This is a genomic window from Geodermatophilus sp. SYSU D00700, from assembly GCF_054050255.1.
In genome coordinates this window covers 1-23534 of sequence record NZ_JBJGZA010000049.1, presented here as the reverse complement: position 1 = coordinate 23534, position 23534 = coordinate 1, and the positions used below count along the sequence as shown (strand labels likewise).

The 23534-nt window shown below is 75.4% G+C and carries 23 protein-coding genes; 7 read left to right on the top strand and 16 right to left on the bottom strand.

The window, feature by feature from the left end; all coding sequences use genetic code 11:
* Positions 1-55 precede the first annotated feature (55 nt).
* Genes mftG through ACI79V_RS22225 form a run of 3 tightly spaced genes read right to left on the bottom strand, consistent with a single transcriptional unit; the run spans position 56 to position 3755 of the window.
* A complete protein-coding gene (gene mftG, locus ACI79V_RS22235) occupies positions 56-1585 on the bottom strand; it encodes a mycofactocin dehydrogenase MftG (protein WP_456892810.1) in 1530 nt (509 codons plus the stop codon).
* Complete coding sequence (locus ACI79V_RS22230; RefSeq protein WP_456892808.1) at positions 1582-2892, bottom strand: class I adenylate-forming enzyme family protein; 1311 nt, start codon at positions 2890-2892, stop codon at positions 1582-1584. The genes mftG and ACI79V_RS22230 overlap by 4 nt, the downstream gene beginning before the upstream one ends.
* On the bottom strand, positions 2889-3755 hold the full coding sequence (locus ACI79V_RS22225; protein ID WP_456892806.1) for an MBL fold metallo-hydrolase: 867 nt from the start codon (positions 3753-3755) through the stop codon (positions 2889-2891). Before ACI79V_RS22225 ends, ACI79V_RS22230 begins: the two co-directional genes overlap by 4 nt.
* 59 nt (positions 3756-3814) lie before the next feature.
* Here ACI79V_RS22225 and ACI79V_RS22220 point away from each other — a divergent pair, with 59 nt between their 5' ends.
* Positions 3815-4360, top strand: a complete 546-nt coding sequence (locus tag ACI79V_RS22220; RefSeq protein ID WP_456873804.1) for a hypothetical protein — start codon at positions 3815-3817, stop codon at positions 4358-4360.
* Between the two features lie 83 nt (positions 4361-4443).
* Here ACI79V_RS22220 and ACI79V_RS22215 read toward each other — a convergent pair whose 3' ends face one another.
* Positions 4444-5829, bottom strand: a complete 1386-nt coding sequence (locus ACI79V_RS22215) for a M23 family metallopeptidase (RefSeq protein WP_456892804.1) — start codon at positions 5827-5829, stop codon at positions 4444-4446.
* 220 nt (positions 5830-6049) lie between these two features.
* Here ACI79V_RS22215 and ACI79V_RS22210 point away from each other — a divergent pair, with 220 nt between their 5' ends.
* Complete coding sequence (locus tag ACI79V_RS22210; RefSeq protein WP_456892802.1) at positions 6050-7114, top strand: Glu/Leu/Phe/Val family dehydrogenase; 1065 nt, start codon at positions 6050-6052, stop codon at positions 7112-7114.
* 195 nt (positions 7115-7309) lie between these two features.
* Positions 7310-7528, top strand: a complete 219-nt coding sequence (locus ACI79V_RS22205) for a DUF3073 domain-containing protein (protein WP_456873801.1) — start codon at positions 7310-7312, stop codon at positions 7526-7528.
* A gap of 89 nt (positions 7529-7617) precedes the next feature.
* Here ACI79V_RS22205 and purM read toward each other — a convergent pair whose 3' ends face one another.
* Together purM and purF are read right to left on the bottom strand one after the other, a co-directional pair.
* Complete coding sequence (gene purM / locus ACI79V_RS22200) at positions 7618-8670, bottom strand: phosphoribosylformylglycinamidine cyclo-ligase (RefSeq protein WP_456892800.1); 1053 nt, start codon at positions 8668-8670, stop codon at positions 7618-7620.
* Positions 8667-10199, bottom strand: a complete 1533-nt coding sequence (purF, locus tag ACI79V_RS22195) for an amidophosphoribosyltransferase (RefSeq protein WP_456873799.1) — start codon at positions 10197-10199, stop codon at positions 8667-8669. Before purF ends, purM begins: the two co-directional genes overlap by 4 nt.
* A gap of 180 nt (positions 10200-10379) precedes the next feature.
* Here purF and ACI79V_RS22190 point away from each other — a divergent pair, with 180 nt between their 5' ends.
* Positions 10380-10703 carry a hypothetical protein gene (locus tag ACI79V_RS22190; RefSeq protein WP_456873798.1) on the top strand — a complete coding sequence of 108 codons (324 nt, stop codon included), beginning with the start codon at positions 10380-10382 and terminating at the stop codon, positions 10701-10703.
* Between the two features lie 18 nt (positions 10704-10721).
* Here ACI79V_RS22190 and ACI79V_RS22185 read toward each other — a convergent pair whose 3' ends face one another.
* Positions 10722-11330 (bottom strand): MBL fold metallo-hydrolase, encoded by a 609-nt coding sequence (locus ACI79V_RS22185; RefSeq protein WP_456892798.1) that lies wholly within the window; start codon positions 11328-11330, stop codon positions 10722-10724.
* Positions 11330-12415, bottom strand: a complete 1086-nt coding sequence (locus ACI79V_RS22180; RefSeq protein ID WP_456892796.1) for an S-(hydroxymethyl)mycothiol dehydrogenase — start codon at positions 12413-12415, stop codon at positions 11330-11332. The genes ACI79V_RS22185 and ACI79V_RS22180 overlap by 1 nt, the downstream gene beginning before the upstream one ends.
* A 144-nt stretch (positions 12416-12559) precedes the next feature.
* On the opposite strand from ACI79V_RS22180, the gene ACI79V_RS22175 reads away from it, so the two are divergent.
* Both ACI79V_RS22175 and ACI79V_RS22170 read left to right on the top strand, forming a co-directional pair.
* A complete protein-coding gene (locus ACI79V_RS22175; protein WP_456892794.1) occupies positions 12560-13978 on the top strand; it encodes an L-lactate MFS transporter in 1419 nt (472 codons plus the stop codon).
* Positions 13975-14133, top strand: a complete 159-nt coding sequence (locus ACI79V_RS22170) for an MFS transporter small subunit (protein WP_456873794.1) — start codon at positions 13975-13977, stop codon at positions 14131-14133. The genes ACI79V_RS22175 and ACI79V_RS22170 overlap by 4 nt, the downstream gene beginning before the upstream one ends.
* Before the next feature lie 34 nt (positions 14134-14167).
* Here the strand turns inward: ACI79V_RS22170 and ACI79V_RS22165 are convergent, their stop codons facing one another.
* From ACI79V_RS22165 to purB, 8 genes are all read right to left on the bottom strand, one after another.
* Positions 14168-14557, bottom strand: coding sequence for a sterol carrier family protein (locus ACI79V_RS22165; protein WP_456892792.1), 390 nt, complete (start codon positions 14555-14557; stop codon positions 14168-14170).
* On the bottom strand, positions 14557-16902 hold the full coding sequence (purL, locus tag ACI79V_RS22160; RefSeq protein ID WP_456892790.1) for a phosphoribosylformylglycinamidine synthase subunit PurL: 2346 nt from the start codon (positions 16900-16902) through the stop codon (positions 14557-14559). The genes ACI79V_RS22165 and purL overlap by 1 nt, the downstream gene beginning before the upstream one ends.
* Complete coding sequence (gene purQ, locus ACI79V_RS22155; protein WP_456873791.1) at positions 16899-17570, bottom strand: phosphoribosylformylglycinamidine synthase subunit PurQ; 672 nt, start codon at positions 17568-17570, stop codon at positions 16899-16901. The genes purL and purQ overlap by 4 nt, the downstream gene beginning before the upstream one ends.
* An 11-nt stretch (positions 17571-17581) precedes the next feature.
* Positions 17582-17821, bottom strand: a complete 240-nt coding sequence (purS, locus tag ACI79V_RS22150) for a phosphoribosylformylglycinamidine synthase subunit PurS (RefSeq protein ID WP_456892788.1) — start codon at positions 17819-17821, stop codon at positions 17582-17584.
* 90 nt (positions 17822-17911) lie between these two features.
* Positions 17912-18790 carry a DUF559 domain-containing protein gene (locus ACI79V_RS22145; protein WP_456892787.1) on the bottom strand — a complete coding sequence of 293 codons (879 nt, stop codon included), beginning with the start codon at positions 18788-18790 and terminating at the stop codon, positions 17912-17914.
* A gap of 129 nt (positions 18791-18919) precedes the next feature.
* Positions 18920-19684 (bottom strand): alpha/beta fold hydrolase, encoded by a 765-nt coding sequence (locus ACI79V_RS22140; RefSeq protein WP_456892786.1) that lies wholly within the window; start codon positions 19682-19684, stop codon positions 18920-18922.
* A gap of 1 nt (position 19685) precedes the next feature.
* The gene (locus ACI79V_RS22135) at positions 19686-20549 is read right to left on the bottom strand and encodes a phosphoribosylaminoimidazolesuccinocarboxamide synthase (RefSeq protein ID WP_456892784.1); all 864 of its coding nucleotides are present in this window, start codon (positions 20547-20549) and stop codon (positions 19686-19688) included.
* Positions 20546-21853, bottom strand: a complete 1308-nt coding sequence (gene purB, locus ACI79V_RS22130) for an adenylosuccinate lyase (protein WP_456892782.1) — start codon at positions 21851-21853, stop codon at positions 20546-20548. The genes ACI79V_RS22135 and purB overlap by 4 nt, the downstream gene beginning before the upstream one ends.
* Positions 21854-21956: 103 nt before the next feature.
* On the opposite strand from purB, the gene ACI79V_RS22125 reads away from it, so the two are divergent.
* Entirely contained in the window at positions 21957-23396 is a 1440-nt protein-coding gene (locus tag ACI79V_RS22125; RefSeq protein WP_456892780.1) for an AI-2E family transporter, read from the top strand.
* The last annotated feature ends 138 nt before the right edge of the window (positions 23397-23534 follow it).

The following is a 23534-nucleotide window of genomic DNA, read 5'->3' as shown; positions in this document are numbered from 1 at the left end:
GGTGCCGGGCGGGCACGGCGACGCTATCGGTGCCGTGACCCGGATCGCACGGCGGTCAAGCCGGCGCCGTCACCAGCTCGGCGGCGCGCTCCCCGACCAGCACCGCGGTCGCCGCCGGGCCGCGGGTCGGCACCTCGGGCAGCACGGACGTGTCGGCCACCCGCAGCCCCGCGACACCGCGCACGCGCAGGTGCTGGTCGACGACGGCCCCGGGATCGCCGTCGGGGCCCATCCGCGCCCCGCCGGCGAGGTGGATCGCCGTCGCGAGGTGCGCGGCGATCCAGCCGTCGAGGGCGCGGTCGTCGGCGAGGACGTCGTCGTCCGGCCCGGGGCGATCGGAGACCAGCGGCGCCAGGGCCGGCGTCCGCAGCAGGCCGTCGGCCAGGCGCACCGCCTCGCGCAGCCGCCGCCGGTCGGCGGCGGTCGCGAGGTAGCGGTGCTCGATGCGCGGCGCCGCGGCGGGGTCGGCCGAGAGCAGTGACAGCCGGCCGCGGCTCTCCTCCCGGTACAGCCCGGCGCTCAGCGACAGCGTGCGGGCGTCCCCGCCGCTGCCGGGGACCACCACACCCCAGGGCCGCAGCCAGGGCAGCACCTCGAGGTCACCGGGCACCGGCGAGTCCGACGAGGTGGCGTTGAGGACGCCGTGCAGCGGCAGCGGCCAGTCGCCCGCCGGCAGGCCGGTGACGGGCACCCAGGGCAGGTGGACCAGCGGGTGGTCGCTGAGGTCGGCGCCCACCTCCGGCAGGTCGGCGACGACGTCGATCCCGAGCGCCCGCAGCTCGGCGGCCGGCCCGATGCCCGACAGCAGCAGCAGGTGCGGCGAACCCACGGCGCCGGCCGCGAGCACCACCTCGGCCGCCCGCACCGGCCCGGCGTCGGTGTCGACCCCCACGGCGCGGCTGCGCTCCACCAGCACCCGCCGCACCCGGACCCCGCCCCGCACGGTCAGCCGCGGGGAGCCGCGCCGGGGGGAGAGGTAGGCCATCGCGGTGTTGACGCGCGTGCCGCCGTCGACGGTCAGGGGCACCGGTCCGTACCCGGGCGGGCCGCCGGCGTTCTTGTCCGGCTCCGCGGGGACGCCGAGCTCGGCGGCCGCGGCGGCGAACGCGTCGGCCAGCGGCGACCGGCCGGTGGGCCGGGTGACCGGCACCGGCCCGCCGCTGCCGTGCCCGGGCCGGTGGCCGTACTGCCGGTCGTCCTCGAGCCGGCACCAGGCCGGCAGCGTGGCCTCCAGGCTCCACAGGTCGTTGCCCGCGGCGGCCCACCCGGCGTGGTCGGCGGGCGTGGCCCGGACGAAGTAGCCGCCGTTGACGGCGCTGGACCCGCCGACCACCCGCCCGCGGGGCAGCGGGGCGCGCACGCCGGGGGTCAGCTCGGTGGTCAGCGACCAGCTGGCCGGGTGCCCGGGGACGGCGGCGCGCAGCGTGGCGGCGTCGCGCAGGTCCGGCGGGAAGTCGCCGGGCCGGGCGTGGTCGGCGCCCGCCTCGAGCAGCAGGACCGACCGGCCGGCGTCGGCGAGGCGGGCGGCCAGCGCGCAGCCGGCCGAGCCCGCGCCGACCACGACGACGTCGGCCTCCCCGGTCACAGGCCCAGGACCCCCGGCAGGTCCAGCCGGCGCACCTTGCCGGTGGAGGTGCGCGGGAGCTCCCCCACCCGGTGCAGGCTCTTGGGCCGCTTGGCCGGGGCCAACCGCTCCCGCGCCCAGGCGCCGACTTCGGCCGGCTCGGCGCTGCCCACGTAGGCCGCGACCACCCGTTGGCCCCACTCCTCGTCGGCGACGCCGACCACCGCGCTCTCCACCACGTCCGGGTGCGCGTCGAGGACCGCCTCCACCTCGGCCGGGTAGACGTTCACCCCGCCGGAGATGACCAGGTCCTCGCGGCGGCCGTCGAGCCACACGGTGCCGTCGGGATCGACGCGTCCGAGGTCGCCGACGGTCACCCGGTCGCCCCGCCAGGCCGCCGCCGTCTTCTCCGGTGCCCGCCAGTACTCGAACCGCGCCCAGCGCGGGACGGCGCACCACAGCTGCCCGCGGTCGTCGGTCTCCAGCCGCCGGCCCGGGCGGGCCCGGCCCACGCTGCCGGGGTGCGCGAGCCAGTCCTCCGGGGAGCAGACGGTGAACTGCGCCTCCGTGGAGCCGTAGAACTCCCACACGGAGCCCGCCGGGAGCGCGCCGAGCACCACCCGCTTCAGCGGCTCGGGGCAGGGCGCACCGGCGTGCACGAGCCGGCGGAACGAGGACCAGTCGACGTCGTCGCGGGCCAGCAGCCGGCGCAGGTGCGTGGGCACGCAGAACGTCGTCGTCGGGGCGTGGCGGCCGATCGCCGCGGCGACCCGGGCGGCGTCGAACGGCCCGGGCAGCAGCACCTCGCCGCCGGCCAACAGGGTGGAGACGGCGAAGCGCAGCGGCGCGGAGTGGTGCAGCGGCGAGAGGACCAGGTGCCGGTCGGTGAGGGCAAAGCCCCACAGGTCGATCTCCTCGGCGGCCAGGGCGCGCGCGTCGGCGTCGTCCAGGACGCCGGACCACACGCCCTTGCGCCGCCCGGTGGTCCCCGACGTGTAGTGCATCGGCCGGGCCAGCGGCACGTCGGCGAGGTCCGCACCGTCCCGGCCGGCGAGCAGCCGGCCGGGCTCGTCCCCGACGTCGAGGGCCGGGTCGGCGTCGGCGGCCAGCGCCGCCCGCTCGGCCTGCGGCAGCGCCGGGTCGAGCACCACGGGCACGATCCCGGTCCGCAGCGCCCCCAGGACGACGGCGAGCAGGGCCGGCGACGACGCGGCCGACACCAGGAGCCGGTCACCGGCGCGCAGGCCGGCCGAGCGCAGCGCCGCCGCGGCGCGCCGCTGGTCACGCTCGCTGTCGGCGGCCCGGACGACCGCGACGCCCGCGGTCACGGCAGCGTGACGCGGTCGCCGTCGACGACGACGTGCCCGTCCGCGGCGAGCTTGGCCAGCGTGGCGCGGGTCGACTGTGCCGCCGCCGGCCACAGCTCCCGCGGCACCCCCGCGTAGACGTCGGCCACGAGCGCGTCGACCGTGCCGGCGCCGCGCACCAGCGCCGCGAGCAGCTGCGCCTCCCGGAACGCGCGGTGGGCGCGGTAGTAGTCGAGGACGGCGCCCGGGTCCTCGGTCAGCTCGGGGCCGTGCCCGCAGTACAGCGCGCTGGGGCCGAGGTCGTGCACCCGGCGCAGCGACTCCAGGTAGGCCACCACGTCCCCCTCGGGGTGGGTGACCACCGAGGTGCCGCGGCCGAGCACGTGGTCGCCGACCAGCACCGCGCCGGACTCCAGCCGGAAGGCCAGGTGGTCGGCGGTGTGCCCGGGCGTGGGCACGACCCCGAGGACGGTGCCGGCCAGGCGCAGCCGCTCGCCCGCCTCGAGCACCCGGCCGCGGGGTCCGGCCACGGCCGGGTCGGCCGCGCCCACCTGCGCGCCGAGCCGGGCGCCCCACGGCTGCGCGGCCTCGGCGTGGTCGACGTGGTGGTGGGTGACGAGGACGGCCACGCAGCGGGCGTCGCGGGCGGCCAGCGCCGCCTCCACCGCGGCCAGGTGGGCGGGGTCGTCGGGCCCGGGGTCGACCAGGACCGCCTGCCCGCTGCCGGGTGCGCCGACGACGTAGGTGTTGGTGCCGTCGAGGGTCATCCCCGAGGGGTTGGGCGCCAGCACCCGGGTGACCAGCGGCTCCAGCTCCGCCGTCCGGGGCAGCGAACCGGGGCGGGGGAGGTCCCACGTGACACGGGGGTCTGCCGGGGCGCGCACGTCCGGCACGGTAGCCGCGCGGCGGGGCGGGCCGCCCGCCCGGCGGCTAGCCTCGCCGCATGCGTTCCCTGACGTCCCGCTCCCGCTCCGCGCTGGTCGCCGCGGCTGCCGCCGTCCTGCTCACCTCCTGCAGCGGAGGAGGGTCCGAGGGCGAGGAGGCCGCGGAGTCCACCAGCGCCGACACCAGCTCGTCGAGCGCGTCGTCGTCCTCGCCGTCCCCGAGCGAGACCAGCAGCCCGGCCCCGACCACGAGCGACGACCCCGCCGTCGCCGAGTTCTGCGCCCAGGCCGCCGAGTTCAACGAGCTGGGCAACCAGCTCGGCGCCGCCACGCCCGAGCAGCTGCCGCCCCTGCTGCAGCAGGCCGCCGGCGCGTTCGACGCCGTCCAGCCGCCGGCGGAGATCGCCTCGTCGTGGCAGGTCGTGGGCGACGCCGTGCAGACCTTCGCCGACCAGGCCGGCTCGATCGACATCAGCACCCCCGAGGGCCAGGCCCAGCTGCAGACGGCCGCCCAGGAGTTCGTCGGCGTGGCCAACGGCCCCGACGGCACCGCCGTCCAGCAGTTCACGCAGGCCAACTGCACCGCGGCCGCCCCCACGAGCTAGGCGGGGACCTCCGCAGGAGGCCCGGACGACGAACGGCCCGTCCCCCGCACACGCGGGGGACGGGCCGTCGTCGTCCGTGCGGGTCAGCAGCCGCTGATGCTCACCCCGCGGGCCCGCAGCCACGGCACCGGGTCGACCTGGCCGCCGTACATGGCACCCGACGGGTGGACCTCGAAGTGCAGGTGCGGCCCGGTGGACTGGCCACGGTTGCCGACCTCGGCGATGAGCTCCCCGGCGACCACCCGCTCACCGGCCTGGACGTACTCGGTGTTGACGTGGCCGTACACGGTGACCGCGCCGTCGGAGCCGCGGATGTAGACGGCCAGGCCGAAGCCGGTCGCCGGGCCGGTGCGGACCACGGTGCCGGAGGTCGCGGCGTAGATGGGCGTGCCGATCGGGGCGGCGATGTCGACGCCGCCGTGCAGCACGCCCCAGCGCATGCCGTAGCAGCTCGACGTGCGCCCGGAGGTGGGCTTGACGTAGCCCGACCCGCTGACCGGGGCGCTGCTGCCGGCCGAGGCCGAGGACGAGGACGAGGACGAGGTCGGCGCCGGAGCGGCGGCCGCGGCGGCCGCGGCGGCGCGGGCGGCCGCGGCCGCGGCGGCGGCCTCCTCCGCGGCACGGGCCGCAGCCGCGGCGGCCGCGGCCTCCTCGGCCTCCTTCTGCCGCTGCCACTCGGCGTAGGCGTCCCGCGCCCCCTGCAGCTCCAGCAGCCGGATCTGGGCGTCCTGCAACTGCTGGTCGAGGGCGGCCTTGTTCGCCTCGGCGGCCGCGACCGCCTGCTGCTGCGCGGCCAGCTGCGCGTCGGCGGCGGCCTTGGCGGCGGCCGCCTCCTCCTCCGCGGCGGCCATCTGGTCGCGGGTGACCCGGGCCGAGGACTCGGCGTTGGCCTGCCGGACACGGGCGATCTCGAGTTCCTCGAGCACGTCGACCTGCGTGTCGGCGACGTAGTCGAGCATCGCGGCCCGCTGGATCAGCTCACCCGGGCCGGCGGAGTCCAGCAGCGCGGCCGCGGTGGTGAGGGTGGACCCGTTCATGTAGCTGTCGTGCGCGAAGCCGCCGATGCGGGCGATCGCGGCGTCGACGGCGGCGGCCGCGGCCGTGAGGTCGGCAGCCGCCTGGTCCGCGGCTGCCTGTGCCAGCGCCAGGGCCTCCTCGGCGGCCAGGTAGGCGGTGCCGGCGGCCTCGGCCTGCACGCCGAGCCGCTCGAGCTCGGTCTGGGCGAGGGCGACCTCGGCCTGCAACCGACCGACCTCGGCCGCGGCGGCGTCCTGCGCGGCCTGCGCGCCGGTGATCTCCTCGTCGGTCGGGTTGGGCGGCGGTGGCGGCACGGCCGACGCCGGCCCGGCGGTCCCGAGCAGGACCACGCCGGTGAGCAGTGCGGCCAGCACGGCGCGGGCCGGCCGGCGGTGCGTGCGGGCCGTGGCGGGGCGACGGGGAGGTCGCCGGCCGGGTCGGCACTGCAGCATCGAGCGCTCCCTGGAGCAGAGGGGGGCAGGTGGGCCGGGCCAGCGTCGCACCAGCCACAGCGTGTCACGGAGGCAACACGCGGCACGGGAGTCACACCGTGACCGCGCCGGGGGGTCACCGCCTTTCCGTCACACGACTTGTCGACAACGGGAAGGGGAACCTTGAGATACTGAGTCCGGCGTCACGTCCGGCCGGAGCTGCACTCTAGGCTCGGCGGACGTGGACGTCCTCGCCTCCGGCACCGAACAGGTGGTCTTCTGCTCCGATCCGGCCTCGGGCCTGCGGGCGGTGATCGCGATCCACTCCACCGCGCTGGGCCCGGCCCTGGGCGGCACCCGGTTCCACCCCTACGCCAGCGAGGACGAGGCGGTCGCCGACGCGCTGCGGCTGGCCCGGGCGATGTCGTACAAGAACAGCCTCGCCGGGCTCGACCTCGGCGGGGGCAAGGCCGTGGTCATCGGAGACCCCCGCACCGACAAGACCGAGCCGCTGCTGCGCGCCTACGGCCGGTTCGTCGAGTCCCTGGGCGGCCGGTACCTGACCGCCTGCGACGTCGGCACCACCAACGCCGACCTCGACCTGGTGGCCCGCGAGACGCGATTCGCCCACGGCCGCTCCGAGGTCTACGGGGGCTGCGGTGACTCCTCGGTGCTCACCGCCTTCGGCGTCTTCCAGGGCATGCGCGCGGCCGCGCAGCACCGCTGGGGCACCGCGTCGCTGGCCGGGCGCACGGTCGCCGTCGCCGGCGTCGGCAAGGTGGGCAGCTGGCTGGTCGACCGGCTGGTCAACGACGGCGCCGACGTCGTGGTCACCGACGTCGACACCGCCGCCGTCGAACGGGTGCTCGCCCGGCACCCCGGGGTCGACGCCGTCTCCGACACCGCCACGCTGGTGAGCACGCCGGCCGACGTGTACGCGCCGTGCGCGCTCGGCGGCGCCCTCGACGACGAGACGGTGGCCGTGCTGGCCGCGGAGATCGTCTGCGGCGGCGCCAACAACCAGCTGGCGCACGAGGGCATCCCCGACCAGCTGACCAAGCGCGGGATCCTCTACGCCCCCGACTACCTGGTGAACGCCGGCGGCGTCATCCAGGTCGAGGACGAGCGGCACGGCTTCTCCTTCGCGCGCGCCGAGGCCAAGGCGGCCGGCATCTTCGACGTCGCCCTGCGGGTCTTCGAGACCGCCGAGGCCGAGGGCGTCTCCCCGGCCGTGGCCGCCGACCGGCTGGCCGAGGAGCGCATCCGTGCGGTGGGCCGGCTGGCCACCATCCGCCTCCCCCGCTGACCGCGGCGGACCCGCTGCGACCGGGGCGTGGCCATCACCACGCCCCGGTCGGGGGACGGCGGGGGGAGGACCCGTGCCCGCGCCCGTCTCGTGTCGTAGTCTTGGTCAAGACACAGTCACTCAGTCGGGGTCGCCACGCGGGCCGTCCAGCCCGTGAGCTGGGCTCCCGTTCTCCGTTATGAGGGGGTCGAGCCGATGGGGCGCGGCCGAGCGAAGGCCAAGCAGACACGCGTGGCCCGTGAGCTCAAGTACAGCTCACCGAACACCGACCTCTCCGCGCTGCAGCGCGAGCTGGCCGGTTCTCCGTCGACGTACACCGCTCCGGCGGCCAAGGACGACGACGAGGACGACGACGAGTACACCGACCGCTGGGCGGACGACGACGCCGACGACGACTGGGCGGCCAGTCGCTGACGGTCGGCTGACCGCCGGTCCCCTGAGCACGCCGCACCGCTGAGCGCCACGCACCGTCGTCCTGCGAGGGACGGCGGTGCGTGCCGTCCTCACTGGTAGCGGCCCACCAGGCGTGTGCCGGTGCCTCCGGTGCGCACGGTCCCGGCCACCCACGCCGGCACGCCGCGCTCGGTGAGCAGGGCGACGGCGCGGTCGGCGGCCCCGGCCGCGACGACGGCGACCATGCCCACGCCGCAGTTGAACGCGCGCTCGGACTCCGTCCGCGGCACGCCGTGCTCCTCGAGCAGCGACACGGCCGCGGGCAGCGCCCAGGTGCCGCGGTCGAGCACGGCCTCCAGCCCGTCAGGTACGACCCGCGCGGTGTTGCCGGCCAGGCCTCCGCCGGTGACGTGCGCGAGGGCGTGCACGCCGTCGACACCGAGCTCGGCCACGAGCGCCAGGCAGTCGAGCGCGTAGATGCGGGTGGGCTCGAGCAGCACGTCGCCCAGCGGGCGGTCCAGGCCGGCCGGGGTGGCGCCGAGGTCGAGACCGGCGGCGGCGACCACGCGGCGGACCAGCGAGTAGCCGTTGGAGTGGAAGCCGCTGGCGGCCATCGCCACCACGGCGTCGCCGTCGCCGACCCGCTCGGGACCCAGCACCGCGTCGGCCTCGACGACGCCGACCGCGGTGGCGGCCAGGTCGTACTCGTCGGGGTCCATGAGGTCGCCGTGCTCGGCGGTCTCCCCGCCCACCAGCGAGGCGCCGGCCTGCTCGCAGCCGGCCGCGATGCCGGTGACGATCGCGGCGATGCGCTCGGGGACGACCTTCCCGCAGGCCACGTAGTCCTGCAGGAACAGCGGCTCGGCGCCGCAGGCCACCAGGTCGTCGACGACCATCGCGACCAGGTCGATGCCCACGGTGTCGTGCCGGTCCAACTGCCGCGCCAGCGCGATCTTCGTGCCGACGCCGTCGGTGGAGGAGGCCAGCAGCGGCCGCCGGTAGCGGGCGGTGTCGAGCGCGAACAGCCCGGCGAAGCCACCGAGGCCGCCCACGACCTCGGGACGCCGGGTCCGCTCGACCGCCGTCCGCATGAGGGTGACGGCGCGCTCACCCGCGTCGATGTCGACGCCGGACGCGGCGTAGGTGAACTCGCCCCCGCTCACGGACGGCGCAGGGCCTCGTCGGCGCCGCCGGCCACCGTGGGGCTGCCGGCCTGCCGGCCGGTCCACCCGCTGACCGCGCGCTGGTCGTCGACCCGGCGCTCGATCCCCTCGAGCACGTGCTTGCCCAGCCCGCCCGTCTCGGCCAGCGGGATCGGGTACTCGCCGGTGAAGCAGGCGGTGCACAGCCGGGTGGCCGGCTGCTCGGTCGCGGTGATCAGCCCCTGCTCGGAGACGTAGCCGAGGGAGTCGGCGTTGATCGAGGCGCGCACGCCGTCGACGTCGAGGCCGTTGGCGACCAGCTCGGCGCGGCTGGCGAAGTCGATGCCGTAGAAACAGGGCCACTTCACCGGCGGGCTGGAGATCCGGACGTGCACCTCGACCGCGCCGGCCTCGCGGAGCATGCGGATCAGCGCGCGCTGGGTGTTCCCGCGCACGATCGAGTCGTCGACGACGACCAGCCGCTTGCCGCGGATGACGTCGCGCAGCGGGTTGAGCTTCAGGCGGATGCCCAGCTGCCGGATGGTCTGGCTGGGCTGGATGAACGTGCGCCCGACGTAGGAGTTCTTGACCAGGCCCAGCCCGTAGGGGATGCCGCTGGCCTCGGCGTACCCGACGGCGGCCGGGGTGCCGGACTCCGGGACCGGGATCACCAGGTCGGCGTCGGCCGGGTGCTCCTTCGCCAGCCGGCGGCCGATCTCGACCCGGGCGGCGTGCACGCTGCGGCCGCCGATCGTGGTGTCGGGGCGGGCGAGGTAGACGTACTCGAACACGCAGCCCTTGGGCTCGGCGACGGCGAAGTGCTGGCTGCGCAGCCCGTTCTCGTCGATGGCGAGCAGCTCGCCGGGCTCGACCTCGCGGACGACGGAGGCACCCACGATGTCGAGGGCCGCGGTCTCGCTGGCGACCACCCAGCCGCGCTCGAGCCGGCCGAGCACCAGCGGGCGGACGCCCTGCGGGTCACGGGCGGCGTAGAGGGTGTCCTCGTCCATGAAGGTGAGGCTGAAGGCGCCGCGCAGCTGCGGGAGCACCTCCATGGCCGCCGCCTCGACGCTCATGTCGGGCCGGGCGGCGATGAGCGAGGTGACCAGGTCGGAGTCGGTGCTGGCGGTGAAGGCGCCGGGGACGCCGGCGTCGGCCGCCCTGCTCGCCAGCTCGGCGGTGTTGACCAGGTTGCCGTTGTGGCACAGCGCCAGGCCGGTGCCGGCGTCGGTGGTGCGGAACGTCGGCTGGGCGTTCTCCCAGGTGGAGGAGCCGGTGGTGGAGTACCGGGTGTGGCCGACGGCGAGGTGGCCGCGCAGGCTGCCCAGCGTCGACTCGTCGAACACCTGGCTGACCAGCCCGAGGTCCTTGTAGACGACGACCGACGCGCCGTCGGAGACCGCGATGCCCGCCGCCTCCTGACCGCGGTGCTGGAGCGCGTAGAGACCGAAGTAGGTCAGCTTGGCGACCTCCTCCCCCGGCGCCCAGACGCCGAAGACACCGCAGGCGTCCTGGGGTCCGGGGGCGTGGGGGTCGAGGGCCTGCGTCAAGCGTCCGTCACCGCGAGGCACCCCATGAGCCTACGCGCGACCCCGGGGGCACCAGCCGATCGCGCCGTGACCGTGACCACCCCCGCGGGGTCCGCCCAGGTCGGCCCGCCGGTCACCGCCGGTGGAACCCGAGCCCGGTTCGGCGCGTTGACCCTCGGCACGCACCAGAGAGGATCAGACATGAGCAGCGACCGGCCCGACCCGGCTGAGTTCCTCGAGATGGCCCAGCGGATGCTGCGCGGGCTGTTCGAGCAGTCCCGCGGCGACGACGACCCCTGGGCGCGGGCCACCGAGCGGGGCCCGTCCTCGTGGGAGCGCCGCCGTGAGCCCACCGCCGAGGAGCGGCGCGAGAACCTCTCGTTCGCGCTGGCCACCCGCGCCGTCGAGGCGCTCGAGGACCTCGCGCTGAACGTGGCGGCGATCCGCCAGCGGCTGGAGCGGTCGTCGGCCCCGGACGACCGGCCCGGCGGGGAGAGCGCGACGCGGGACGCCGACCCCGCGTGACCGCCGTCCGGCGCCGTCCTACCGGACGGTGCCGAGCTCGGCGGAGATGCGGGTGTCCTCGCCGTGGCCGGTGTGCACCACGGTGTCGCCGTGCAGGGTCAGCAGCTTGCTGCGGATCGACCGCACGATGGTCGGGTGGTCGCTGAAGCTGCGCCCCGTCGCGCCCGGCCCGCCGGAGAAGAGCGTGTCGCCGGTGAAGACGGCGGCCAGGTCGGGTGCGTGCAGGCAGGTGCTGCCCGGCGAGTGACCGGGGGTGTGCAGCGCGGTCAGCGACGTGCCGGCCACCCGGAACCGGGTGCCCTCGGCGAGGTCCTCGTCGGGGGTGGCGTCGGGGTGCACCATCTCCCACAGCATCCGGTCGGCGGGGTGGAACCAGATCGGCGCGCCGGTGGCCGCCCGCAGGTCGACCGCCGCCGTGACGTGGTCGTTGTGCCCGTGCGTGAGCACGATCGCGGTCACCCGCCGCCCGCCGACCGCCTCGACGATCGGCTTGACCCGGTGCGGCGCGTCGATCACGAGCACCTCGTCGTCGTCGCCGACCAGCCAGACGTTGTTGTCGACGTCGAAGTCCTGCCCGTCGAGGCTGAACACCCCGCTGACCACGGCCTTCTCGATGCGGGCGGTCATCAGAGCACCACCACGCTGCGCAGCACCTCGCCCTTGTGCATCTTCTCGAACGCGGCCTCGACGTCGTCGAGGCCGATGGTCTCGGTGACGAAGTCGGCCAGCGGGAAGCGGCCCTGCCGGTGCAGGTCGGCCAGCATCGGGAAGTCGCGGCTGGGCAGGCAGTCGCCGTACCAGGAGGACTTCAGCGCCCCGCCGCGGCCGAACAGCTCGATCATCGGCAGGGTCAGCTGCATGTCCGGCGTCGGGACCCCGACGAGGACGACGCGGCCGGCGAGGTCGCGGGCGTAGAAGGCCTGCTCGAACACCTCCGGACGGCCGACGGCGTCGATGGCGACGTCGACGCCGAACCCGCCGGTGTACCCCTTGATCGCCTCGACGGCGTCGGTGGACCGCGAGTTGACGGTGTGGGTGGCGCCGAACTGCTTCGCCCACTCCAGCTTCCGGTCGTCGACGTCGACGGCGACGATCGTCGTCGCCCCGGCCAGCCTCGCCCCGGCGATGGCGGCGTCGCCGACGCCGCCGCAGCCGAAGACGGCGACGGACTCGCCGCGCTGCACGCCGCCGGTGTTGATCGCGGCGCCGACGCCGGCCATCACGCCGCAGCCGAGCAGCCCCGCGGCGGTGGCGGGGGTCCCGGGGTCGACCTTCGTGCACTGCCCGGAGTGGACCAGCGTCTTCTCCACGAACGCGCCGATGCCCAGCGCCGGCGACAGCTCGGTGCCGTCGGTCAGGGTCATCTTCTGCGCCGCGTTGTGCGTGTCGAAGCAGTAGTGCACCTGGCCCTTGAGGCAGGCGCGGCACTGCCCGCACACCGCGCGCCAGTTCAGGACCACGAAGTCGCCGACCGCGACGTTGGTGACGCCCTCGCCGACGGCCGCCACGGTCCCGGCGGCCTCGTGGCCGAGCAGGAACGGGTACTCGTCGGTGATGCCGCCCTCGCGGTAGTGCAGGTCGGTGTGGCACACCCCGCAGGCCTGCACGTCGACCACCGCCTCCCCGGGCCCGGGATCGGGCACGACGACCGTCTCGACGCTCACCGGAGCACCCTTGCTGCGGGCGACCACGCCCCTCACCTCGTAGGCCATGCGCTGACCCTACGGGCGCCGCCGTCGGCCCCGCTCCCGCTGGTCAGGACCTGCTCGACGCGCGGGTTCCGGGACACCGACGTAGCGTTCTCGACTGGTCAGGACCCGTGCGGGGCCGGCCGTCCCGACCGAGCGGAGGTCACCGTGGCGCTACCCGGCTTCCTGCGGCGTGAGCGGATCGTCGCCCGCCCCGGCTTCAACCGCTGGCTCATCCCGCCGGCGGCGCTGGCGGTGCACCTGTGCATCGGCCAGGCGTACGCCACGAGCGTCTACAAGACCGCCCTGGTCGAGGACTTCCAGACCACGCAGACCGCGATCGGGATCGTCTTCTCGATCGCCATCGTGATGCTGGGCCTGTCGGCCGCGCTGTTCGGGACGTGGGTGGACCGCAACGGCCCGCGGGCGGCGATGTTCACCGCGGCCTGCCTCTGGGTCACCGGCTTCCTCGTGGGCGGGCTGGGCATCGAGACCCGCCAGCTGTGGCTGCTCTACCTGGGCTACGGCGTCATCGGCGGCATCGGCCTGGGCATCGGCTACATCTCGCCGGTCTCCACGCTGATCAAGTGGTTCCCCGACCGCCCGGGCCTGGCCACCGGCATGGCGATCATGGGCTTCGGCGGTGGCGCGCTCGTCGCCTCGCCGCTGTCCCGGCAGCTGATGAGCTGGTACGACCCCTCCTACGACCCCAGCACGCAGGGCTCGGTGCCCAACGGGGGCGCGGTGGCCGCGCTGTTCTTCACCTTCGCCGCCGTCTACCTGGTCTTCATGATGTTCGGCGCCTTCCTGGTGCGGGTGCCCGCCGAGGGCTGGAAGCCGGCCGGTTTCGACCCGTCGACGATCAAGCAGAAGGCGCTGGTCACCACCGAGAGCGTGTCGGCGAGGAACGCGGTCAAGACGCCGCAGTTCTGGCTGCTGTGGACGGTGCTGTTCTGCAACGTCACCGCGGGCATCGGGATCCTCGAGCAGGCCGCCCCGATGATCCAGGACTTCTTCCGCACCGGCGACACCTCGACGGTCGCCGCGACCGCCGCGGCCGGCTTCGTCGGCGTCCTGTCGCTGTTCAACATGGCCGGCCGGTTCGTGTGGTCCTCGACGTCGGACTACATCGGCCGCAAGCCGATCTACATGGTCTACCTCGGCGTCGGCCTGGTGCTCTACGTCGCGCTGGCCACCATCGGCAGCAGCGCCACCTGGGTGTTCGTGCTGCTCGCCGCGGTGATCATCTCGTTCTACGGCGGCGGTTTCGCCACCATCCCGGCGTACCTGCGCGACCTGTTCGGCACCTACCAGGTGGGTGCCATCCACGGCCGGCTGCTCACCGCGTGGTCGGCCGCCGGCGTCGCCGGGCCGCTCATCGTCAACAGCGTCCTCGACACCCAGGGCGAGCCGGGCAGCCTGGTCGCCGCCAACTACCGGCCGGCGCTGTTCATCATGGTCGGCCTGCTCGCCATCGGGTTCGTCGCCAACCTGCTGGTGCGCCCGGTGGCCAGCAAGTGGCACGAGCCCCGGCACGCCGACAGCCCCGCCACTGCCTCGACCCGCGAACGGAGCACCGTCCGATGAGCACGTCGATCTCGAGCGAGCAGTCCGCCGGTGACCAGCGGCCGGTGCACACCCCGGTCGGGCTGATCGCGTTCGCCTGGACGCTGGTCGGCGTCCCGCTCGCCTACGGCCTGTTCCAGACCGTGAAGACCGCGCTCACGCTCTTCACCGGCTGAGGCCCTCCGTGCACTTCCGCGGAAGTGCACGGGCTCAGGACCGGCGCAGGGGCGGCAGCGGCAGGTGCGCCGACAGGTCGGCGCGGTTGCCGCTGGCGCTGACCGCGCCGCTGTCCACGGCGTCGGCCCAGGTCGTCTCCCCCGTGGCCAGCCGCAGCCAGGTCGCCGCGTCGGTCTCGACGACGTTGGGCGGCGTCCCGCGGGTGTGCCGCGGTCCCGGCACGAGCTGGACGGCGACGTGCGGCGGCACCCGCAGTTCCACCGACCGGCCCGGCACCTGCTGGGCCAGCCAGCGCGCGCTGGTCTTCACCGCCGCGCCGAGCACCGGCCGGGCCGGCTGGTCGGCCTCGCCGACCAGCCACGGGCGGACGGCGTCGACGGCGGCGCGCAGCTCGTCGGCGGGGATCGGCTGCCGGCCGGGCATCAGCTCGTGGGGACGGTGCCCGCCGGCACGGTGCCCACGGTGGCCTCGGGCGTGCCGAACAGCGCGGGCAGGGTGGCCGTCCAGGCGGCGCGCAGCTCGGCCAGCGGCAGCTCGGCGACGCCGTCGACGGTGAGCGCGTCCCCGCCGGTGGTGCCGAGCTCGGTCACGGTCACCCCGGCCCACTCGGCGGTGGCGCGCACCGCCTCGGGGTCGGTCGTGGTGACGACGGCCCGGGCGCCGGACTCGCTGAACAGGGCGGTGAACGGGTCGTCGCCGAGCGCCAGCCGGGCGCCCACGCCGTACCGCAGCGCCGACTCGGCCAGCGCCTGCGCCAGGCCGCCGTCGGCGAGGTCGTGCGCGGAGCCGACCAGGCCCTCCCGGCCCAGCGCCCCGAGCACCTCACCCAGCGTCCGCTCGGCCTCGAGGTCGACCGCGGGCGGGCGGCCGCCGAGGTGGCCGTGGGCCACGGACGCCCAGGCCGACCCGCCGAACTCCGGCCGGGTCCGGCCCAGCAGCAGCACGGTCTCGCCGTCGGCCCGCCAGCCGGTGGGCACGCGGTGGCGGACGTCGTCGTGCACGCCGAGCACCCCGATGACCGGCGTCGGGTCGATGGCGACGTCGCCGGTCTGGTTGTAGAGGCTGACGTTGCCGCCGGTGACCGGCAGGCCCAGGTCGCGGCAGGCGTCGGCGAGGCCGCGGACGGCCTCGGCGAACTGCCACATGACCTCGGGCTCCTCCGGGGAGCCGAAGTTCAGGCAGTTGGTGACCGCCAGCGGGCGGGCGCCGGTGACGGCGACGTTGCGGTAGGCCTCGGCGAGGTTGAGCTGCGCGCCGGTGTAGGGGTCGAGGCGGGCGAAGCGAGCGTTGCCGTCGAGGCTCAGCGCGATGCCGCGGTGGGTGTCCTCGTCGATCCGGACGACGCCGGCGTCGTCGGGCTGGGCCAGCACGGTGTTGCCGCGCACGTAGCGGTCGTACTGCTCGGTGACCCACGTCTTGTCCGCGCCGTCGGGACGGGCGACGAGCGCCAGCCAGTGCGCGGCCAGCTCCTCCGGCGTGGCCGGCCGGGGCAGCGCGCCGGGGTCGTCGGCGTGCAGGTCGTCGAGGTCGGCGGGGCGCCGCATCGGCCGCTCGTAGACCGGGCCCTCGTGGGCGACGGTGCGCGGCGGGACGTCGACGATGCGCTCGCCGTGCCAGTCGACGGTGAGCCGGTCGCCGTCGGTGACCTCACCGATGACGGTGGCGAGCACGTCCCACCGCTCGCAGACGGCGAGGAAGTCGGCGACCTTCGCCGGCTCGACGATCGCGCACATGCGCTCCTGCGACTCGCTCATCAGGATCTCGGCCGGCGTCAGGGTGCTGTCGCGCAGCGGGACGCGGTCGAGGTCGACGTGCATGCCGCCGGTGCCGGCGCTGGCCAGCTCCGACGTCGCGCAGGACAGTCCGGCGCCGCCGAGGTCCTGGATCCCGGTGACCAGGTCGGCCGCGAAGATCTCCAGGCACGCCTCGATGAGCAGCTTCTCGGTGAACGGGTCGCCGACCTGCACGCTCGGGCGCTTGGCGGGGCCCTCCTCGTCGAAGGTCTCGCTGGCCAGCACGCTGACGCCGCCGATGCCGTCACCGCCGGTGCGGGCGCCGAACAGGACGACCTTGTTGCCGACGCCCTCGGCCTTGGCCAGCCGCACGTCCTCGTGCCGCATGACGCCGACGCACAGGGCGTTGACCAGCGGATTCCCGGCGTAGCAGTCGTCGAAGAGCAGCTCGCCGCCGATGTTGGGCAGCCCGAGGCAGTTGCCGTAGCCGCCGACGCCGGCGACGACGCCGGGCAGCACGCGGGCGGTGTCGGGTGCGTCGGCCGGGCCGAACCGCAGCGAGTCCATGACCGCCACCGGCCGCGCGCCCATGGTGAGGATGTCGCGGACGATCCCGCCGACGCCGGTGGCCGCGCCCTGGTAGGGCTCGACGTAGCTGGGGTGGTTGTGGCTCTCGACCTTGAAGGTGACCGCGTAACCGTCGCCGACGTCGACCACGCCGGCGTTCTCGCCGATGCCGACGAGCAGGTGCTCGCCGCGGGGCAGGTCGCCGAAGCGGCGCAGGTGCACCTTCGAGCTCTTGTAGGAGCAGTGCTCGCTCCACATGACCGAGTACATGGCCAGCTCGGCGGTGGTGGGGCGGCGGCCGAGGATGTCGCGGATGCGGGCGTACTCGTCGCTCTTCAGTCCCAGCTCGGCGTAGGGCTGCTCGAGGTCGGGCGAGCTCTGCGCGAGCGCGACGGTGTCGAGCCGGTGCGACAGCGGCCCGGGGCCGGTGTCGAGGTCGGAGAGGCCCGCGGTGGCCGACTCGGTCATGCGCCGACGACCGCCTTCAGGACGCTGGTGAAGAAGCCGAGCCCGTCGGTCGACGGCCCGGTGAGCTCCTCGACGGCGTGCTCGGGGTGGGGCATCAGCCCGACCACCCGGCCGTCGTCACTGGTGACACCGGCGATGTCGCGCAGGCTGCCGTTGGGGTTGCCGCCGACGTAGCGCACCGCGACCCGGCCCTCGCCCTCCAGTCGCTCGAGGTCGGCCGGGGCGGCGACGTAGCGGCCCTCACCGTTCTTGACCGGCACCACGATCTCCTGGCCGGACGCGTAGTCCGAGGTCCACGCGGTGTCGGCCCGCTCGATGCGCAGCCGCTGGTCCCGGTTGCGGAAGTGCAGGTGGCTGTTGCGGGTGAGCGCGCCCGGCAGCAGGCCCGCCTCGCACAGCACCTGGAAGCCGTTGCATATGCCGAGCACCGGGAGGCCGCTCCTCGCGGCCTGCACGACGTCCTGCACCAGCGGCGACCGGGCGGCGATCGCGCCGGCGCGCAGGTAGTCGCCGTAGGAGAACCCGCCGGGGAGGACGACGGCGTCGACGTCCCTCAGGTCGTGGTCGGCGTGCCAGAGGGAGACCGGCTCGGCTCCGGCGAGGCGCACCGCGCGGGCGGCGTCGACGTCGTCCAGGGAGCCCGGGAAGGTGATGACACCGATGCGCACGGGGGTCCTCGTCAGTCGGTGGGCAGGTGCAGCTCGACGTCCTCGATGACCGGGTTGGCCAGCAGCGTCTCGGCGATCTGCTCCAGCTCGGCCCGGTCGGGCGTGCCCTCGACGTCGAGGACGAAGTGCTTGCCCTGGCGGACGCCGGTCACCCGGGTGTGCCCCAGCCGGCCCAGTGCGCCGAGCACCGCCTGGCCCTGGGGGTCGGAGATCTCCGGCTTGAGGACGATGTCGACGACCACCTGCGGCACGGCTCCCGAGCGTACCGGGACGCCCTGTCGCCCCGAGATCGGCGGTCTCGTGGCGATGAGCCGGCGATGGCCACGAGACCGCCGATCTCGTCAGCGCAGGGCCCGGCGGATCTCCGCGATGACCTCGTCGGGCCGGCCGAGGACGTCGGCGGAGGTGAAGCGCAGGACCGTCCACCCAGCGGCGACCAGGCGGTTCTGCCGACGCAGGTCGCTGACGAAGACGTCCCGCTCACGGTGGACGTCGCCGTCGAACTCGACGATCACCCGCCGGTCGGGCCACGCCAGGTCCGCGCGGCCGAGCTGTCGCCCGGCGTCGTCGCGGACGACGTGCTGCAGGACCGGGTCGGGCAGACCGGCGGCGTGCACCAGCCATCGCAGCACCGACTCCATCGGGGACTCCGCGCGCGGGTCGGCGACCGGCAGGACGGCGCGGGCGCGGGCCGACCCACGTCCGGTCGGCCGTCGTTCCAGCTGGCGCTCGAGGTCGGCCCGCGACACCCGACGATCGAGGAGCTGGTCGGTCACGGCGAGCAGGGCTGGCGGCTGCAGGACCCCGGCGAGGTCGCGCCACGTCCGCTCCGGCGTGGTGACCGGCATCGAGCCACACCGGGTCACGTCCTCGGCCGGAAGCGGCGTGCGGTGCACCCGGCGGTCACGGCGGCTCCCGGACCGGGAGTCCATCGGGACCGTCACGTCGACCCGCCGGTCCGAGCGGTCCTGCAGCGGGATCTCGACGTCCCAGAGGACCGCGGCGGTCGCATGGCTGGCCACGGCGCCGGGCGGCGCGGTCAGCAGGACGGCGGCGAGCCGGGAGCGCACCTCCCCGGACAGCGCACGCGGCAGGTAGGTGTCACGGGAGAGGCGCTCGACGTCGGCATGTCGCAGCTGCCAGTCGCGGACGCCGGCGTCGAGCGCCTGAGCCCGGGTCGCCGGACCGGTGAGACGGGATCGGACACGACGGGTCGGCACCCGCGCACTCTGTCGCGAACGACAGGCGTCCCGCTCCCGTCGTCCACAGGCCCTGCCCGAGATCGGCGATCTCGTGGCGGTCAGCGACTGATGGCCACGAGACCGCCGATCTCGCGTAGACGAAGCGGGTCAGGAGTCGACGACGAGGCGCCAGACCGCGTCGGGGTCCTCCCAGTGGGCGTTGTGCCCGGCGCCCTCGAGCAGCACCGCGTCGGGGTCGACCCGCCGCATCGCGGGAAGCCCCACCATCGGGTCGGCCGAGCCGGCCGCCAGGCGCAGCGGCGCCTGCGCGCGGGACAGGACCTCCTCCACCGGCGGGCCGACGGCGCCGAACACCCGCGGGTCCAGGGCCGGGGTGAAGCCGCCGGCGGTCTCCCGGACCCCCGCGGCGGCCACCTCGGACGAGGGGTCCACGAGTCCGGTCAGCCCGGCCAGCCGCAGGTGCCGCTCGGCGGCCTCGGCGGCGGTGGGGAACACCTGTGCCGGGCGGGCGGCCAGCGCACGGGCCCGCGCGACCTCGTCGTCGGTCCAGTCGATCTTGACGCCGACCGCCACGACCCGCGCCACCTCGACGCCGTACCAGCCACCGGCGAGCACCGCGCCGACCACCCCGCCGAACGAGTGCCCGAGCACCGTCACCCGGGTGGCACCGGACTCGGCCGCGAGCGACGCCACGTCCGCGGCGTGCACCGCGTACCCGTAGGGCGGCTCGGTGAGGGACGCCCCGTGCCCGCGCAGGTCGGGCACCGCCCAGGAGCCCGGCCAGGAGCGCTCGACCAGCGGCAGCAGCCGGTTCCAGACGGCGCCGGTCGCACCGAGCCCGTGGAGCAGGAGCAGCAGGTCCCCGCCGGACCCGCCGGTGCGGGCGGACAGACCGGTACGCGTCGACGGCACGTCAGCGGAACGTAGTGCCCGTCAGCTGCTCGTAGGCGGCGACGTACCGCTCGCGCGTGGCGGCCACGACGTCGTCGGGCAGCTCGGGCGGCGGCGAGACGCGGTCCCAGCCCGAGGCGGTCAGCCAGTCGCGGACGTACTGCTTGTCGAACGAGGGCTGCGCCGTGCCCGGGTACCACGACGCCGCGGGCCAGAAGCGGGACGAGTCGGGCGTGAGCACCTCGTCGCCGAGCACCAGCCCCCCGTCGGCGGACAGCCCGAACTCGACCTTGGTGTCGGCCAGCAGGATGCCCGCGCCGGCGGCGATCTCGGCCCCGCGCCGGTACAGCGCCAGCGTCAGCTCGCGCAGCTCCGCGGCCCGGGCCGCGCCCACCAGCGACTCGACGCGCGCGAAGTCGATCGCCTCGTCGTGCGCGCCGGCGGCGGCCTTCGTCGACGGCGTGAACACCGGCTCGGGCAGTCGCGACCCCTCGACCAGCCCCGCAGGCAGCGGCACGTCGCGGATCGAGCCCGTGCGCGAGTACTCCGCCGTCCCCGAGCCCGACAGGTAGCCGCGGGCGACGCACTCCACCGGCAGCATCTCCAGCCGCCGCACCAGCATCGCCCGGCCGGCCACGGCGGCGGGCACGTCGGACGCCGACAGCAGGTGGTGGGTGGCGCCGAACGAGGAGAGCACCGGTGTCAGCTGCTCGAACCACCACACCGACAGCGCGGTGAGCACCCGCCCCTTGTCGGGGATCGGCGTGGGCAGCACGTGGTCGTAGGCCGAGATCCGGTCGGAGGCGACCAGCAGCAGCCGGTCGTCCCCGGCGTCGTAGACCTCGCGCACCTTGCCCCGCGCGACGAGGGGCAGCCCGAGGCTCACGTCAGCCGGGCCAGCCGGTCGAACAGCGGGCCGAGGTTGCGCACGTAGCCCTCGGGCCGGCAGACGTCGTCCAGCCGTGCCTCGTCGAGCGCCACGCCGGCGGCGGCCGCGCGGTCCCGCAGCGTCGACCGGAACGGGGTCCCGGTGTTCCACGTCTCCATCGCCGCGCCCTGGACCAGCGCGTACGCGTCCTCCCGTGATGACCCGGACTCGACCAGCTCCAGCAGGACGGCGGAGGTGTAGATCAGCCCGCCGGTGAGGTCGAGGTTGGCCCGCATCCGGTCGACGTCGACCACCAGGTTCTCCACCAGGCCGGTGGTGAGGTGCAGCAGGTAGTCGGTGGTGATGGCGGCGTCGGGCAGGAAGACCCGCTCGGTGGAGGAGTGCGAGATGTCGCGCTCGTGCCACAGCGGGATGCCCTCCATCACCGGCACGACGGCGGCGCGCACCACCCGCGCGAGTCCGGCGATCCGCTCGGAGCGGATGGGGTTCTTCTTGTGCGGCATCGCGCTGGAGCCCTTCTGGCCCGAGCCGAACGCCTCCGACAGCTCCCGCACCTCGGTGCGCTGCCCGTGCCGGACCTCCAGGGCGATCGCCTCGCACACCGTCGCGATCACCGCCAGCGCGGCCACCCACTCGCTGATCGAGTCGCGGAGGACCACCTGGGTGGACGCGTCGGCCGGCCGCAGGTCCAGCGCCTCGGCGACCACCACCTCCACCGAGGGGTCGATCAGCGAGTAGGTGCCGACGGCGCCGGAGATGGCGACGACGCCCACGCGCTCGCGGGCCGCGCGCAGCCGGTCGCGGGACCGGGCCATGGCGAAGGCCAGGTCGGCCACCCGGTGCCCCCACACCACCGGCTCGGCGTGCACGCCGTGCGTGCGCCCGACGCGGAGGGTGTCGCGGTGCGCCAGCCCGTGGTCGCGCAGCGCGGCCACCAACCGGTCGGCCTTGGTCAGCAGCACGTCGGTGGCCTCCGTGAGCTGTACGGCCAGCGCGGTGTCGAGCAGGTCCGACGACGTCATGCCGTGGTGCACGTACGCCGCGGCGGACCGGGGCTCGGTGTTGTCGGCCCACGCGGTGAGGAAGGCGATGACGTCGTGCTGCGTCGTCTCCTCGATCTCCGCCACGCGCTGCGGCGTGGGTGGTGGCGCGGCGCGCACCGGCTCGACGACGTCGGCCGGCACCCGTCCCGCGGCCGCGTGCGCCTCGAGCACCAGCGTCTCGACCCGGCACCAGAGCTCGTACTTGTGCTCGTCGCTCCAGACCCGGCCCATCTCGGGGAGCGTGTAGCGGTCGATCACGCGGGTACCGCCCGCACCCGGTCAGCTCGTCGAGGCACGGGGCCATCCTCTCGCAGGGCTAGCGTGATCGAGAACGGCGGCCCACTCCCGCGGAAGGACCCCCATGCTGCGACGGGCCAACCACCTGGTCGCCCGGGCGCGCGAGCGCATCCGGGCCGCGAGCGAGCGCGATCCCTACGCGTGGCCGGAGCGCGACGACGACCGCGCGATCCTCGTCCACGACGCCGGGACCGACGCCGGGACCGACGCCGGGAACGGCGCCGTCCCCGACGACCTCCCCGCCAACGGCGACCCGCCCCTGGGCAGCCCCGAGCCGGGGGCGCCCGACCTCGACGGCCCGCTCGCGCCCGGCGGGGTCAGCGGGCCACCCGACGGCGGCCGCGCGCACCGCCGCTCCGAGCGTGGCCGACGGCTGCTCGGCCCCGGCCGGGAGGCGCCCAGCGGCGACGCGTCGGTGCCCAGCGGCCTGCGGACGGCGGCCGCGTGGTCGTGGCGGCTGATCGCCGTCCTGGCCGGCCTCTACGTGCTGCTGTACGTGGCCTCCCACGTCGCCGTGGTCCTCGTCCCGGTGATGGTCGGGCTGCTGCTGGCGGCCCTGTTCCAGCCCGGTGCGGCTGCTCTGATCCGGCACGGCTGGCCCCGATCCCTGGCTGCCACCGTGATGCTCCTGGTCGGGCTGTCGGTGGTGGCCGGGATCATCACGATGGTCGTCCAGCAGGTGACCGCCGGCTTCACCGACCTCGCCGACCAGGTCACCGAGGGGCTCGACCAGATCCGCGACTTCGTCGTCGAGACCTTCCCGGTCAGCCAGCGGCAGATCGACGAGGCGCTCACCCAGGTGCAGGACTTCTTCACCGCCAACCAGGAGACGCTCGCCAGCGGCGCGCTCACCACGGCCGCCACGGTCGGTGAGGTGTTCACCGGGATCGTCCTGACGCTGTTCACGCTGTTCTTCTTCCTCAAGGACGGCCGGTCCATCTGGCTGTGGCTGGTCGGCCTGTTCCCCCGCGACTCACGCGCGTACATCGACGAGGCCGCCCGCCGCTCCTGGCGCACGCTGATCTCCTACGTCCGCGCCACCGTCGTCGTCGCGGCCTTCGACGCCGTCGGCATCGGCATCGGCCTGGCGATCCTGGGCGTCCCGCTGGTGGTCCCGCTGGCCGCGCTGGTCTTCCTCGGGGCGTTCATCCCGCTCATCGGGTCGTTCCTGGCCGGCACGATCGCGGTGCTCGTGGCGCTGGTCTCCGTCGGCCTGGTGAAGGCCCTGATCGCCCTGGCGATCGTCGTCCTGGTCATGCAGATCGAGGCGCACCTGCTGCAGCCGCTGCTGCTGGGCAGGGCCGTGCACGTGCACCCGCTGGCCGTCGTGCTGGCGATCGCGGCCGGAGTGCTCCTCGCGGGCATCTTCGGCGCGCTCATCGCGGTCCCCGTGGTGGCCTGCGCCAACGTGGCCGGCACCTACCTGTCCCGCCGGCACGAGGGCCCGCGGCCGCCCGAGCCGCGCCCCGAGCGCGCCCGCCCGGCGGTGGGGGTCCGGGGCTGACGGTCGGCGCCACGATCAGGTGACCTGATCGTCGGGGGGGGGGGCGCCCCGCGGGGGGGGGGGGGGGGGGGGGGGCGGGGGGGGGGGGGGGGGGGGGGGGGGGGGGGGGGCGGGCGGGGGGGGGGGGGGGGTGTGCGC